Origin of the sequence: Allolucifera butyrica, from assembly GCF_900476375.1 — a bacterium.
Classification (GTDB): domain Bacteria; phylum Bacillota; class Negativicutes; order Sporomusales; family UPPP01; genus Lucifera; species Lucifera butyrica.
Window position 1 is genome coordinate 31,806 of record NZ_UPPP01000062.1, and the last position, 13,900, is coordinate 45,705.

Consider the following 13,900-nt stretch of genomic DNA (forward strand, 5'->3'; position numbering starts at 1 on the left):
GCGTGCCGAAGAAAGCAAACTTGCGCAAAGTTATGGTTATTGGCTCGGGGCCGATTGTCATCGGGCAGGCCGCCGAATTTGATTACGCCGGTACCCAAGCCTGCCGCGCCCTTAAGGACGAAGGCCTGGAAGTAGTACTGGTCAACAGCAATCCGGCCACGATTATGACGGACGCGAATGTTGCCGATGCCGTCTATATTGAACCCATGACTCCCGAGTTTTTAGAAGAGATAATTTCCCGGGAAATGCCGGACGGTCTTTTACCCACTCTGGGCGGGCAGGTTGGTTTGAATTTGGCCGTAGAATTGGCGAAACGGGGAGTACTGGACAAATATCAGGTGGAATTGCTGGGCACACCGCTCATCGCGATTGAGAAAGCGGAAGACCGGGAATTATTTAAAGCGGCAATGCAGGCGATCGGCGAACCGGTTCCCGAAAGCAGCATTGTCGAAGACATTGAGGCGGCTCAGGCTTTTGCCCGGGAAATCGGCTATCCGTTAATTGTTCGTCCCGCCTATACACTGGGAGGGACCGGCGGCGGCATTGTTCACAATGATGGCGAACTAAAAGAAGTCGTCAACCGGGGATTGAAGTACAGTTTGATCGGCCAGGTGCTGATCGAACGGAGCGTAGCCGGCTGGAAAGAGATTGAATACGAAGTGATGCGGGATGCAGCCGATAACTGTATTACCGTTTGCAATATGGAAAATTTTGACCCTGTGGGGATTCATACGGGAGACAGCATTGTCGTGGCTCCCTCGCAAACCTTGACCGACCACGAATATCAGATGCTGCGCAGCGCATCACTGCGCATTATCCGGGAGTTGGGCATTGAAGGAGGCTGCAACGCCCAATTCGCCCTCGATACTGCCAGCAGCCGCTACTATGTCATTGAAGTCAATCCGCGCGTTAGCCGGTCCAGTGCGCTGGCGTCCAAAGCAACGGGCTATCCCATTGCGAAAGTGGCGACCAAGATCGCAATCGGCTATCGTCTGGATGAAATAGAAAACGCGGTAACAGCCAAGACCATGGCCTGTTTTGAACCGGCCCTGGATTATGTTGTCGTCAAATTTCCCCGCTGGCCCTTTGATAAATTCACTTTTGCCGACCGGATCTTAGGCACGCAGATGAAAGCGACAGGGGAAGTCATGGCCATTGACCGCTCCTTCGAAGGAGCCCTCTTAAAAGCCGTCCGGTCCCTGGAGATCGGTCTGAACAGTCTGCTGCTTGCGGAATTTGCCGCTCTCGCGTCACCGGTTATTAAAGAAAAATTGTCCCTTGCCAATGATGAGCGGCTGTTTGTCATTGCCGAGGCACTGCGCCGGCAGGTCCCGGTAGCGGAAATCCATGAAATTACCGGCATTGACTATTTCTTTCTCGAAAAACTGACGGCCATCATTCAGATGGAACAACGGTTAAGCAGGGAAACCCTGACGGCGGAGCTTTTGCTGGCGGCGAAGAAAATGGGTTTCGCCGATAAAACAATTGGGCAATTGCACGGCCAGAGCGATGATGAAATCAGAGGACTGCGCCAAATGTGGCATATTGCCCCGGCCTATAAAATGGTGGATACTTGTGCCGCCGAGTTTGAGGCCGTGACGCCCTACTTTTATTCCACCTATTCGCAAGAGGATGAAGTCCGGCCTGGTACGGGCCGTAAAGTTCTGGTGCTGGGGTCCGGTCCCATCCGGATTGGCCAGGGGATCGAATTTGATTATTGCTCGGTTCATTCCGTGTGGGCCCTCAAGGAAATGGGAATTCAGTCGGTGATCATTAACAATAACCCCGAAACCGTCAGTACGGACTTTGACACATCGGACCGGTTATATTTTGAACCACTGACGGCGGAAGATGTCTTGAACGTGATTGATAAGGAACAGCCGGAGGGTGTGGTTGTCCAGTTTGGCGGTCAGACCGCCATTAATCTGGCGGGAGTTTTAGCCAAAAAAGGGATAAAAATTCTGGGGACCGGCATTGACGGCATTGATTGTGCCGAGGACCGGGAAAAGTTCGAAATTCTGTTAGGACAACTGGAGATTCCCCGCCCGGCCGGATTAACCGTGACCAGTACCGGCGCCGCCGCTGCCGCCGCCAATAAGATCGGGTTTCCCGTTGTTGTCCGGCCTTCTTATGTATTGGGCGGCCGGGCAATGGAGATTGTATACAATGAAGCCGATTTAAATAATTATATGACGTATGCCGTAAAAGCTTCCGACGAGCATCCGGTCCTTTTAGACCGGTATATGCAAGGCACGGAAGTGGAGGTCGATGCGATTGCCGACGGTGAGACCGTACTGATTCCGGGAATCATGGAACATATCGAACGGGCGGGTGTTCACTCCGGCGACAGTATCGCCGTATATCCGCCGCGGTCACTGAGTACGAAAGTAATTGCGACCATTACCGACTATACTAAACGCCTGGCGCTCCGCCTAAACGTCAGGGGGCTGATTAATATTCAGTATGTCATTGTTGATGAAACTGTGTATGTGCTGGAGGTCAATCCCCGTTCCAGCCGGACGGTGCCTTTCCTGAGCAAAGTAACCCGGGTTCCGATGGTCAATGTCGCCACCCGGGTAGCCTTGGGCGAAAGTCTGGCCTCTATGGGCTATCAGTCAGGCCTGCTGCCTGCCGCTCCTTATTATGCCGTCAAAGCACCGGTCTTTTCGTTTGCGAAAATGCAGCAGGTTGACATTACGCTGGGACCGGAAATGAAGTCTACCGGCGAGGTCATGGGCATTGATTATTTCTTCACCCGGGCTTTATATAAGGCAATTCTGGCGTCGGGCATGAAGCTTCCCCGGGAGGGGACGATCTTATTTACCGTCGCGGATAAGGATAAGGCGGAAGCGGCCATACTGGCCAAAAGCTTTGCCTCTTTGGGCTATCAATTAGTGGCGACGGATGGCACGGCCAACTATTTTCAAACCGCCGGCCTCCGGGTGGAAACGGTGCATAAGGTATGGGAGCGGGGACCGCAAATTATTGACAGAATTAAGGCCGGTAAAATTAACATGGTCATTAATACACTGACCCGCGGCAAAGAACCGGCGCGGGACGGCTTTAAAATCCGCCGGGCCACGGTGGAACATGCCGTACTTTGTATGACTTCCATGGATACGGCCCGGGCGGTACTGCAAGTTTTGACAGAAATGCTGGACAGACGGCTGGTTTATGCACTGTCCTTACAAAACTATGTAGGGGGGAAAGAATTCCATGCCCAAAACAGCGGAGCGGATGCCTATTACTAAAAACCGGCTGATAAAGAACGGCGTATATGAACTTTCCTTTCACATGCCGCACTGGGCGTACGACGCCAGGCCGGGCCAGTTCGTCCACATCCGGATTGCCGATTCCTGTCAGCCCTTATTGCGGCGCCCCTTCAGCATTGCCGGGACGGACGCCGCAACAGGAGAAGTCAGTGTAATTTACCGGGTTGTCGGTCAGGGAACCAGCTATTTGACGCAATTAAAAGCAGGAGATTTCATCGACTGTCTCGGTCCGCTGGGCCGGCCGTTCGATCTTGAATGTGAGCGGCCGCTCCTGGTGGGAGGCGGCATGGGACTCGCACCGCTGCTGTTTTTAGCCCGGGTCTTATGCCCGCGGCCGGCGGAAATTCTGATGGGCGGCCGGACCAAGGAGGAACTGTTCTGGACTGACCGGTTTGCCACTGTTTGTGAGAACATTCATATCACCACCGACGACGGCAGCCTGGGACAGCGTGGCGTGACTGCCGATGTTCTGCCAGCCTTATTGGCGGCGAAACAGTTCGACCGCATCTATACCTGCGGCCCTCACGCCATGATGCAGAAAGTGGCTCAATCAGCCCGGCAATTGGCGATTTCCTGCCAGGTTTCCCTGGAGGAGCCTATGGCCTGCGGGTTGGGCGCCTGCCTGTCCTGCACCTGTGAGGGACAAGACGGCAAACGGCGGAAAGTATGCACCGACGGACCGGTCTTTTGGTCCTGGGAGGTGGTTTTATGAGCCGGCTGCAAGTGGAGATCGCCGGAATCCAAATGAAAACGCCGGTTATGGCGGCGTCGGGAACATTCGGATTCGGTCTGGAATACGGGGAACTGGTCGATCTCAATCAAGTGGGTGCGATTGTGGTAAAGGGGACAACCCTGAAGCCAAAGCCGGGTAACGCGGGGCGGCGGATTGCGGAGACCCCTGCCGGAATGCTCAATGCGATCGGCTTGGAAAATCCCGGCGTGGATGAACTGGTAGCGCAAATTCTGCCCCGCCTGGCTCCGTATGATGTACCGGTTATCGTTAATATTTCCGGCAACACGGCCGAAGAATACGGCCAACTGGCGTCACGGCTGGATGTGCCGGGGATTGCGGCGCTGGAAGTGAATATTTCCTGTCCTAACGTCAAACAGGGCGGTCTCGCTTTCGGCACGCAATGCGACAGCGCCGCGGCGGTGGTCAGTGAGGTAAAGCGGCACAGCCGCCTGCCGGTCATTGTGAAACTGTCGCCTAACGTAACAGATATCGTGGCTGTGGCGCAAGCCGTCGAGGCGGCAGGGGCGGATGCCATTTCGCTCATTAATACGCTGCTGGGGATGGCGATTAACATTCAGAGCCGCCGCCCCGTTCTGGGAAATATCATGGGCGGATTGTCCGGTCCGGCTGTAAAACCGGTAGCCGTGCGTATGGTCTGGCAGGTCGCCAGGGCCGTCCGGGTGCCGGTCATTGGTATGGGCGGAATTGTGACAGCGGAAGACGCCGTTGAATTCTTTTTAGCCGGTGCCCGGGCGGTGGCGATTGGTACGGCTAATTTTGTCAATCCGCGGGCAACCGTGCAGGTGGCGGAAGGGTTGGAGAACTATTTGGCAAGTCAGGGGTTAACCCACATTAGCCAGTTGGTAGGTCAAGTGATTCTTGAATAATTACCAAAGGAGGACCTCGGGGTGAACGACAAACGGCTGATTGTTGCATTGGATGTAGCGACCATGGCCAAAGCCAGGGCTTTGGTGGATGAGCTTGGTGACAGCGTTACTTATTACAAAGTGGGCATGGAACTTTTTTATAGTGTTGGCGGTGAGATTGTCCGCTTCTTGCGGAATGCCGGCAAGGAAGTATTTCTGGATTTAAAATTGCATGATATACCGAATACGGTGGCCCAGGGGACGGCCAGGCTGACCCGGCTGGGAGCCTCCATTCTGAATGTGCATGCCGCCGGCGGCCGGACCATGATGAGAGCGGCGGCCATTGCTGTTACCGATGCGGCGACCACGCTGGGCATAGCCAAACCGAAATTGATCGCCATTACCATCCTGACGAGTATGGACCGGGAGGAATGGACCCATATGCATCCCGGCTCGGACATCGCCGGGCAAGTCCAGTTGCTGGCCAGGATGGCCCAGGAGGCCGGCCTCGACGGTGTGGTTGCTTCACCGCAGGAAGCGGGAAAAATCCGGGCCGTCTGTGGTCAGGATTTTCTCATTGTGACCCCGGGAATCCGGCCGCAGGGGGCGGCGCTGAATGACCAGAGCCGTACGGCGACGCCGGAATTTGCTTTGAGTCAGGGGGCGGACTATATCGTAGTGGGACGTCCCATTACCAAAGCGGATAACCCCCGTGAGGCGGCGGAACAAATATTGCAGGAAATGAGGCGAAGCCAATGAAGGAAACGGATGTAAAAAAACTGCTGTTAGACACGGGTGCTATTTTAGAGGGACACTTTTTGCTGACTTCCGGTTTGCACAGTCCCCTGTACGTTGAAAAATTTCAGGTCCTGCAGTATCCGGAACATACGGCCAGACTTTGTGCGGCCCTGGCGGACCGGTTCCGGTCCGAACAGGTCGAATTAGTCATCGGCCCGGTAACGGGCGGTATTATTCTGGCCCATGAAGTGGGTAAAAATCTGGGTACCAGGGCTATTTTCACGGAACGGGAAAACGGCAAGATGGCTTTGCGGCGGGGCTTTGTCATTAACCCGGGCGAACGGGTGCTGATCGTGGAAGATATTGTAACAACCGGCGGCTCGGTGCAGGAAGTAATTGATGTAGTCCGTACCCTGGGCGGCAACCCGGTTGGTGTGGGCATGCTGGTAGACCGGAGCGGCGGGAAGGCTGATTTTGGGATTCCGGCAAAATCGCTGCTACAGCTTGATGTACCTACCTACCGGCCGGAGGAGTGTCCGTTATGCCGGACCGGAGTGGCTCTGACCAAGCGGGGCAGCCGGAAGTTATAATTATACATAATATCGCCGGTATTCTGGTGATGAATAAAAATAAAAAAGATAGTAAAACATTGAATAAGGAAGAAAATCGCGATATGTAAGCTTATAAACCATTTAAATATCCGTTTTTTTCTGTTGCTGAAATGGAAGAATCATGATAACATAATATCCTGAAACGGCCCGGTGGTGTAGTGGTTAACATGCCGCCCTGTCACGGCGGAGATCGAGGGTTCAAGTCCCTTCCGGGTCGCCATCGGTGCGGAAGTAGCTCAGTGGTAGAGCATCGCCTTGCCAAGGCGAGGGTCGCGAGTTCGAATCTCGTTTTCCGCTCCAAACAGGGGTATAGCTCAATTGGTAGAGTAGCGGTCTCCAAAACCGTTGGTTGAGGGTTCAAGTCCTTCTGCCCCTGCCAGTGAAAAAACAGGGAATTCCTCAAACCGGGGAGTTTCTTTTTATTCTTTTCTAGACTATCTGGACATTTGCCAGGTAAGTTGGTATAATAATATAGTTAAGATTATTATTAATGGCGACATAGCCAAGTGTTAAGGCAAAGGTCTGCAGAACCTTGATCCCCTGGTTCAAATCCGGGTGTCGCCTCCATAGGGGTATAGCTCAATTGGTAGAGTAGCGGTCTCCAAAACCGTTGGTTGAGGGTTCAAGTCCTTCTGCCCCTGCCAGAAAAAAACAGGGAATTCCTCAAGCCGGGGAATTCCTTTTTATTATTTCTAGTGAAGCTGGGTTGTCTCAATAGTGAACAGGAGAATGGAATTTGGGAGATGATGGAATGAAAGTAGTTGGTATTAATGGCAGTGCCCGCAAAGACGGAAATACGGCAATTTTAATCCGGACTGTGTTTCACGAACTGGAGGAGCAAGGAATTGAAACGGAACTGATTCAGCTATCTGGACAGGTTATAAAAGGCTGTACGGCATGTTGGGCTTGTCAGAAATTAAAAAATAAGCAATGTGCGGTAAGGGACGATTTTTTTAATACGTGCTTTGCCAAGATGGCGGCAGCAGACGGGATTATTCTGGGTTCCCCGGTATATGCCGCCGGAGTGACGGCCCAAATAAAAGCGCTGATTGACCGGGCCAGTGTTGTATTGTCAGTGAACCAGGGGCTTTTTAAACATAAAGTGGGGGCGGCAGTGGTTGCTGCCCGGCGGGGTGGTGCAATTGGTGCCTTTGATACACTGAATCATTTTTTACACAGCAAAGAGATGTTTCTTGTCGGTTCAAGCTATTGGAATATGGTGTATGGCAAAGATACCGGTGAAGTTGAACAGGATGAAGAAGGGATTGCCAATATGATAAATCTCGGACAGAATATGGCCTGGCTTTTAAAGAAAATTCGCAGCGATGCCTGAAACGTTTGACTGTAAGTTATATGATTTATATATGCTGGTGTGAAATTAAAAAATAAACGGCGTTCTCAGACGTCGTTTATTTTTTTTAGGGTGAGGTACGACTATTTTATCGATTTTTATCATTTTTTATCAATAAAGGATCGAAAAAAGAAGGTGTTTTTATAATTGCCAATAATGTATTAATAATAAGGCGCATATACTTTAAAAAGAGAAAGCAGCCTTTTAATGAATAGCAAAGGAGCGAAAATATGCACGGTATTGAATTCATCCCGGGTATTATTGGAATGGGGGGAGGGACTGTGATTTTACTTGGCTTAGTAGTATTGATGCTAATACTCATTATAGTCAAGTCCGTAGTAATTGTCGGCGGCAATGAAATCGCAGTCCTGGAACGAAAGTATTTTGGCAAGGCAATGCCCCAGGGGCGGGTACTTGCGCAGGAAGGTGAGATCGGAATCCAGGCAAGGACGTTAGGACCCGGACTGCATTTTTTAATTCCCTTTCTTTATGAAGCGAGAAAACAGTCATTCACTTTGATTAAGGAAGCTGAAGTCGGGCTGGTAGAGAGTATTGACGGGAATTCCATACCGCCGGGAAAAATTTTCGGACGTACGGTCGACGGGCATAATACCTTTCAAGACGGACCGGCATTTTTGGCGAACGGCGGGGAGAAAGGACCGCAGATTCCGGTAATTCCGGCAGGAACTTACCGAATTAACCCCTTCCTTTTCAAAGTAAGAGTTGTTCCGGTTACCATAGTGCCGGCCGGTTATATTGGAATCGTTACTTCCATGGATGGCCGGCAAATCCAGCCAGGGCGTCTTTTGGCGGAGCGGATTGCCAATCATTCGACCTTTGAAGACGGCCAGACTTTTCTGGATCAAGGCGGGCAGCGGGGACCTCAGATCGATATTCTTCTGCCCGGGACCTATCGTATTAATACGGATTTATTTAAAATAGAGTTAAAAGAGGCGACAGTGATTCCGGCCAATAAGGTTGGCCTGATTACGGCCAGGGATGGAAAACCGTTGCCGGAGCAAGAGTTTGTTGCCAGTCCGATTGCGGGACACCGCGATTTTCAGGATGCGTCGGCCTTCCTGGCAAATGGCGGACAGCGGGGACCCCAGCTTGATGTGTTAAAGCCGGGAACCTATTATATTAATCCCCTGATGTTTGTCGTTTCGCTGGATGATGTTGCTGTGATTGAGCGGGGACAGGTTGCCGTAGTGGTTTCCAATGTGGGAGAAGAGCCGGTACAAGTTAAGCAGGCGGTAACGGAAAGTGAAACAGACGGAAAACTGTCCGAAAAGGCGCAACATGACCTCGAAGGGCGGCTGCGGCAGGGAATTGAACGCTATGTAGTTCCCAAAGGGTTCCGGGGGATTCAGCAGGAAGTCGTCGGACCGGGCACTTATTACTTAAACCGCATGGCCTTTCATGCTTATACGATCGATACGACCAATATTACGATTGATTGGGATGAAAACAGGGAAACCCGGTTTGACCCGCTAAAAGTAGTTTCCAAAGATGGTTTTGAGATGGGGATATCCGTCAAAGTCATTATCCGGGTAAGACCGGATCAGGCGCCGTATATGGTCGCAAAGATTGGTTCCATTGATAATCTGATTAATCATGTAATTCATCCGATGATTGACAGTTCTTTCCGAAACCAGGCATCTTCGACTTCCGCCATGAACTTTATGCAAGACAGGCAGAGTGAGCAAAGAAAGGCGGAAGATGCGATAAGGATAGAACTGGAACGGTATCATGTGGAATGTGTCAGTGTATTAATCTGTCAGATTAATCTGCCGCAAGAACTTATGAAAACTCAGACCGAGCGGATCATTGCCGAACAGCAGATGGAAATGTACAATTCCCAGCAGCAAGCGGAATCTAAACGGATCGCTACGGAAAAAACGCGGGCGGAAGCAGATCAGCAGAAGAATCTTGTGGAAGCGGAAATTGGCGTTAAGATTGCTGCGCAGAATAAAGAGAAAGCCATCCGGTTTGCGGAAGGAGAAGCCGAGGCCATCCGGCTTAAAAAGGAAGGAGAAGCCAAGGGAATTGCGGCAGTGGGTAAAGCCGAAGGTGAACGAATCCTGGCAATCGGTAAAGCGACAGCGGAAGCTTATGAACTGCAAAATAAGGCAATCGGTGAGCAAGGCGTTGTTGCCATTGAGATTTCCAAACAGATTGCCGCCGGCAATATCAAGGTGACACCTGATTTCCTGGTACAGGGCAATGAAAATTTGGGAGGACTTCTTTCTGCGTACCTGACCCGGCATATGGCTGGTCAGGCTAAGTCCGATAAACCTGTAACCGTGCAGGAAGCCTAGAAAAACTCCCGCCGGATTCTTCCATGAATCCGGCGGGAGTTTTTTGCTCATTTCCTTCCCCGCACTTCCTCCCGTAATGCCAGCCAAATCTGCTGATACAGCTCATTATACCGTCCCAGGGTCCGAATGGTAGCGATATCCCGGGGACGGGGCAGGTCAATATCAATAATTGTTTTTACGGTTCCCGGATGAGCGCTCATGACCATAACCCGGTCACCCAGACAGAGGGCTTCGTCAATGCTGTGAGTAATAAAAACCGTTGTTTTGCCGCTTCCTTCCCAAATGCGCAGTAATTCCTGCTGCAGGAGAATGCGGTTTTGTTCGTCAAGGGCACCAAAGGGTTCGTCCATCAGTAAAATTTCCGGGTCATTGGCAAACGCTCTGGCTACACTGACCCGCTGTTTCATGCCACCGGACAATTGGGCCGGATAGGCATTGGCAAATTGGGACAGTCCGATCATGCCAATGTAGTGGCGGGCAATTTCCCGGCGGATTTTTTTGGCTACGCCGCGCATTCGCAAGCCATACTCCACATTATTTTCTACTGTCATCCAGGGGAAAATGGATTGTTCCTGAAAGACCATGGAATTGACCGGCCGGCCGCAATCACCGGCTGTAATTGACACATTGCCGGAAGAGGATTTATCCAGGCCGGCCAGAATTCGCAGCAACGTTGTTTTGCCGCAGCCGCTGGGACCCACAATGCAAAAAAATTCTCCTTCGCCAATGGAAAGTGTAATATTTTGAAGAGCCGCAATGGGGCCCGCCGGCGTGGAAAATAGTTTGTTAACGTTTTGTATCCGGATGCTTTCTGTCGCATAGATCATGGTGGCCATCTCCGCTTATGTTTTTTGTTTCCAGGGCAGGACCCGGGCTTCCAGGAAGTCCAGCAGTAATGAAAAGATATAGCCTAAAACGGAAAGAGTGATTAGGGCCACAAACATCTGCTCGATGTCGAACATGTCGTAAGCCCGCCAGATCATCCAGCCGACGCCGGCTTTCGCGGCCGACATTTCGGCGGCGACAATTAAAATAAGGGCCATTCCCATTCCCAGTTTTAATCCGGCAAAAATCATTGGCAAGGCACCCGGCAGAGCGACGGTAAGATAAAAGTTTTTTCTGCCGGCCCCGAAGTTGGTCGCTACATCCAGATAAATTTTATCAATATTGAGAACCCCGGCCATTGTATTAATCACGACTAGGTAGAATACGCCAATGGCAATGGTGAAGATTTTTGATGTTTCCCCCAGGCCGAAAACAAGAAGAATTAACGGCATCAGCGCCAGTTTGGGGATTGGATATGTAGCCGATAAAAGCGGTTCAAAAATGGAACGGACAATTGGCGATAAACCCATACTGATACCCAGCAAAATTCCGGGGACGGACCCGGCGATAAAGCCCCATAGGACTCTTTGCACACTGATCCAGGTATTATATAAAAGGTCACCGGATAAGAGAAGGGGAATAAAAGCCTTTAAGACAAGACTGGGACTGGATAACAGCCGGGTGTCGATGATGCCGGTCCTGGCTAACAATTCCCATATGAAAAGGAGCGTCAAAGGAGATAGGATGGAAATAATTTTCTTTATATGATTCACTTTCCAACTCACCTCCTCCAATTAAAAATAGATGCGTAAGGTTATTTGTATCCGCCCAGTACGTTGATGGCAAAATCAACGTATTGATTGTCAACGGCGTCATTTAGTTCAATGTTGCTTTTTAATAAATGATGCTCTTTATACCAGGCTAAATCCATGGCGACTCCTTTTGTGCGCAGGTAGCCGTCGGGATTTAATCCTGTTGGAAACATTTTTTCGTACAGGGAGGGATCTTTGATGACTGAGTATTTACAAAGAATGTTAATCATTTCCTGGCGGTTCTTATTTTTAAAGAAGGCATCATTGTAATCTCTCAGCGACTTTACATAGGCTGTCATAAAGCGGTTAGCCAGGTCGGGACGGGAAGTCATACTGGTGCCATATACCAAAAAAGCGGTCTGGGCATCGGGGTCGTATTCGGCGGGGTCTTTCCAGGGGTCAAGGATGCCCTTGGCGATGCCTTGTGCAATAAACGGCTCGATTACCATAGCCGCGTCAATGCTTCGATTGGACAGGGAGACCAGCATATCGGGAAAGGCCCGGATTACCTGAAGATCGACGTCTTTGGTAGTGAGGTTTGCTTTCTGCAGAACCCGGTCCAGCGCGATTTCATCGAGGGAGGCTGTGCCGACGATGGCAATTTTTCGACCGCGCAGGTCGGCATAATCTTTAATGGTGTCCGTTAAATCTTTGCGAATGACAAGGCGGTAATACCCTTGGCCGGGAACATTGATTCCTTTGTCGGCTACAATTTTTATAGGAATATCCCGGGACATGGCATTGAATAATCCTGCAGCGGATACTGTGGCGCCAACATCTAATTGTCCGGCCGCCAACTGGTTAATCATTTCCTGTCCGGAATTAAATTGTACCGGTTCGATCCGGATGCCTAAGTCTTGATAATATCCTTTGGCCATGCCGATGAGAATGCCCGCGTCGGAGATAACCTGTTTCATTCCTACTTTGACTACCGTTTCCTGCGGCAGCGGGGTAAGACCGGCAGCCCAAACCGGTCCTTGAGACGGTGCTGTTTTTACCGGTGCCTGGGCAGGTTGGCGGCCGCAGGCGGTGAAGGTAAGTATAGCAATCAGCGCCAGGGTTAAACCTATGTAAAGGTTTTTTTTCATGGGTATCCCTCCCGTAACCTGTTTAAAAACTACTGCATTATATTCAGTGGATTCATTTTTGGTAACCGGCGAGGAAGGTATTTTATTGCTGGGAAAGAATATATTATTAACGTTGGGAGTGGACGACCTGAAATGGAAAAAATAATTGAAAAGATTGATGAATGGGCTTTGCTGAAAACCTTGCCTGCCGAATATATGGGTTTTCAGTTAGATATAGAAAAAGAACAACAGGGGACTCAATACCGCATTTTTTCTTACCGCAATCAAGCACGTCACCGGTGCGTATCCGCTCTTTACGACCATGCTACCAGGGATTTTCTGGTCCGGCTGATTATTGGACTGACCGAATATTGTGAAGTTATTTTCATTTCCCCCAGTATGGAATTTTTTGAAAGAATGTTGAATGAGCGCTTATTTAAGACGCTGAGCGGTATGGCCGAATTTGAACCTGATTCGTTAAGCTGTGTTTTCCGGGATAAAAAAGTGCTGGAGTGGCCGTATGGAGCCCGCTTGCCGGAGAATATCGCCGGCTTTAGCCTATTTATCCGGCCCCGGGAGCCGGTAAAGGTGATTAATGGCTCCTATATTGTTATCGATTATAGTGATTTTGCGGTAGAAAGCAATTTAATCATATATTACAACATCTACCGGGATGAGTTTTTCGGTGAAATCCGGGTACGGCGCACGCCGGAAATGGTGGCTGTTTTTGATTCCAGGAACTTAGAGGAGTTGCAGGAAAAACTGACGCATCATTTACAGCCCGTATTGGAACAGGTCCGGCATAAAGTTGAACAGGAAACGTGATACTATTTTTTAGGAGGACGCTTATGGCAAGAATATTAATCTGCGATGATTCTGCCTTTATGAGAATGATTTTGAAAAAAATGTTACAGGAGAATGGACATGAAGTCGTTGCTGAAGCGGAAAATGGCAAGCAGGCAGTCCAACTATATAAAGAACATACCCCGGATGTGACCACGATGGATATTACTATGCCGGAAATGGATGGGATTGAAGCCGTCAAGTTGATTCATGCGGAAAATCCGATTGCTCGTGTTATTATGGTAACTGCGATTGGCCAGCGGCCAATTATTTCCGATGCCTTGCAAGCCGGCGCCTCCGATTTCATCGTTAAACCGTTCGAAGCGAATCAGGTGCTGCGTACGATCCGGGATGTGCTGAATCACTAACAATGACATGTTTTTCTTGACAGTAAATCGCTAAGTAGGTATAATACATTTTGTGTTTACGAAATAATGGCTAAGCTAAATACAAGTTGATGTTGA

12 protein-coding genes and 5 tRNA genes are annotated in these 13,900 nt (G+C 50.3%); 14 read left to right on the forward strand and 3 right to left on the reverse strand.

Going from position 1 to position 13,900, the window contains the following annotated elements; all coding sequences use genetic code 11:
• The first annotated feature begins 2 nt into the window (after positions 1-2).
• The 12 genes from carB (at position 3) to LUCIF_RS07400 (ending at position 9,889) form a co-directional block, all read left to right on the forward strand.
• Positions 3-3,251 (forward strand): carbamoyl-phosphate synthase large subunit, encoded by a 3,249-nt coding sequence (gene carB / locus LUCIF_RS07345; protein WP_122627236.1) that lies wholly within the window; start codon positions 3-5, stop codon positions 3,249-3,251.
• A complete protein-coding gene (locus tag LUCIF_RS07350; protein ID WP_122627237.1) occupies positions 3,217-3,984 on the forward strand; it encodes a dihydroorotate dehydrogenase electron transfer subunit in 768 nt (255 codons plus the stop codon). Before carB ends, LUCIF_RS07350 begins: the two co-directional genes overlap by 35 nt.
• Positions 3,981-4,892, forward strand: a complete 912-nt coding sequence (locus LUCIF_RS07355; RefSeq protein ID WP_122627238.1) for a dihydroorotate dehydrogenase — start codon at positions 3,981-3,983, stop codon at positions 4,890-4,892. Before LUCIF_RS07350 ends, LUCIF_RS07355 begins: the two co-directional genes overlap by 4 nt.
• Before the next feature lie 21 nt (positions 4,893-4,913).
• Complete coding sequence (pyrF, locus tag LUCIF_RS07360; RefSeq protein WP_122627239.1) at positions 4,914-5,630, forward strand: orotidine-5'-phosphate decarboxylase; 717 nt, start codon at positions 4,914-4,916, stop codon at positions 5,628-5,630.
• Positions 5,627-6,199, forward strand: a complete 573-nt coding sequence (pyrE, locus tag LUCIF_RS07365; RefSeq protein ID WP_122627240.1) for an orotate phosphoribosyltransferase — start codon at positions 5,627-5,629, stop codon at positions 6,197-6,199. The genes pyrF and pyrE overlap by 4 nt, the downstream gene beginning before the upstream one ends.
• A gap of 165 nt (positions 6,200-6,364) precedes the next feature.
• A tRNA-Asp gene (locus LUCIF_RS07370) sits at positions 6,365-6,440 on the forward strand.
• 5 nt (positions 6,441-6,445) lie between these two features.
• A tRNA-Gly gene (locus LUCIF_RS07375) sits at positions 6,446-6,520 on the forward strand.
• A 3-nt stretch (positions 6,521-6,523) separates the two neighbouring features.
• A tRNA-Trp gene (locus LUCIF_RS07380) sits at positions 6,524-6,599 on the forward strand.
• Between the two features lie 113 nt (positions 6,600-6,712).
• Positions 6,713-6,787 (forward strand) — tRNA-Cys (locus LUCIF_RS07385).
• A 1-nt stretch (position 6,788) separates the two neighbouring features.
• Positions 6,789-6,864: transfer RNA gene (locus LUCIF_RS07390), tRNA-Trp, on the forward strand.
• A gap of 107 nt (positions 6,865-6,971) precedes the next feature.
• On the forward strand, positions 6,972-7,553 hold the full coding sequence (locus tag LUCIF_RS07395; RefSeq protein WP_122627286.1) for a flavodoxin family protein: 582 nt from the start codon (positions 6,972-6,974) through the stop codon (positions 7,551-7,553).
• Positions 7,554-7,801: 248 nt separating this feature from the next.
• Positions 7,802-9,889, forward strand: a complete 2,088-nt coding sequence (locus tag LUCIF_RS07400; protein WP_207857175.1) for an SPFH domain-containing protein — start codon at positions 7,802-7,804, stop codon at positions 9,887-9,889.
• 47 nt (positions 9,890-9,936) lie between these two features.
• Here LUCIF_RS07400 and LUCIF_RS07405 read toward each other — a convergent pair whose 3' ends face one another.
• From LUCIF_RS07405 to LUCIF_RS07415, 3 genes are read right to left on the reverse strand one after another with little or no spacing between them, the layout of a single operon-like run.
• The gene (locus LUCIF_RS07405) at positions 9,937-10,716 is read right to left on the reverse strand and encodes an ABC transporter ATP-binding protein (RefSeq protein ID WP_122627241.1); all 780 of its coding nucleotides are present in this window, start codon (positions 10,714-10,716) and stop codon (positions 9,937-9,939) included.
• Positions 10,717-10,731: 15 nt separating this feature from the next.
• On the reverse strand, positions 10,732-11,487 hold the full coding sequence (locus tag LUCIF_RS07410) for an ABC transporter permease (protein WP_207857177.1): 756 nt from the start codon (positions 11,485-11,487) through the stop codon (positions 10,732-10,734).
• Between the two features lie 41 nt (positions 11,488-11,528).
• On the reverse strand, positions 11,529-12,614 hold the full coding sequence (locus tag LUCIF_RS07415) for an ABC transporter substrate-binding protein (protein ID WP_122627243.1): 1,086 nt from the start codon (positions 12,612-12,614) through the stop codon (positions 11,529-11,531).
• A gap of 132 nt (positions 12,615-12,746) precedes the next feature.
• Between LUCIF_RS07415 and LUCIF_RS07420 the strand changes: the two genes are divergently transcribed.
• The gene (locus LUCIF_RS07420; protein ID WP_122627244.1) at positions 12,747-13,418 is read left to right on the forward strand and encodes a hypothetical protein; all 672 of its coding nucleotides are present in this window, start codon (positions 12,747-12,749) and stop codon (positions 13,416-13,418) included.
• Positions 13,419-13,441: 23 nt separating this feature from the next.
• Positions 13,442-13,804: a response regulator gene (locus LUCIF_RS07425; RefSeq protein ID WP_122627245.1), complete on the forward strand. Its 363-nt coding sequence runs from the start codon at positions 13,442-13,444 to the stop codon at positions 13,802-13,804.
• Positions 13,805-13,900: the final 96 nt, after the last annotated feature.